Source organism: Pseudoalteromonas sp. SIMBA_162, from assembly GCF_046535955.1.
In the GTDB taxonomy this organism is placed as follows: Bacteria; Pseudomonadota; Gammaproteobacteria; order Enterobacterales; family Alteromonadaceae; genus Pseudoalteromonas; species Pseudoalteromonas marina.
In genome coordinates this window covers 1-266 of record NZ_JAWJBQ010000517.1, presented here as the reverse complement: position 1 = coordinate 266, position 266 = coordinate 1, and the positions used below count along the sequence as shown (strand labels likewise).

The 266-nt window shown below is 57.1% G+C and carries 1 protein-coding gene; it reads right to left on the bottom strand.

Annotated features, from left to right (window positions below; all coding sequences use genetic code 11):
- Positions 1-82: 82 nt before the first annotated feature.
- A partial coding sequence (locus R0J88_RS20740; RefSeq protein WP_410900988.1) for a hypothetical protein occupies positions 83-266 on the bottom strand: 184 nt, incomplete at its 5' end.

Here is a 266-nt window from a genome sequence, read left to right as displayed (position 1 = left end):
ACCTATCTTCTCGCAGACTTCACGGGTGCGGAGGAAGCGCAGCGGTTGGTGAGTGGCTGTGTCTGTCATGGTCATCTCCTGTCTAGTCACCTTGATAACGGCCCGAGCTGTAGCCCAAGGCCTGCTCTTCTTGCGCGGTGGCATGATTGGCCATCGCGTCTTGCACACCGGGCACCTGCATCATCAATGTGTACTTGCGGCGCCAGTGATCTCGTCGTTTGCTGATCATCACGATCAGGTCTTCCAGTGGCAGTGCTTCACCATCC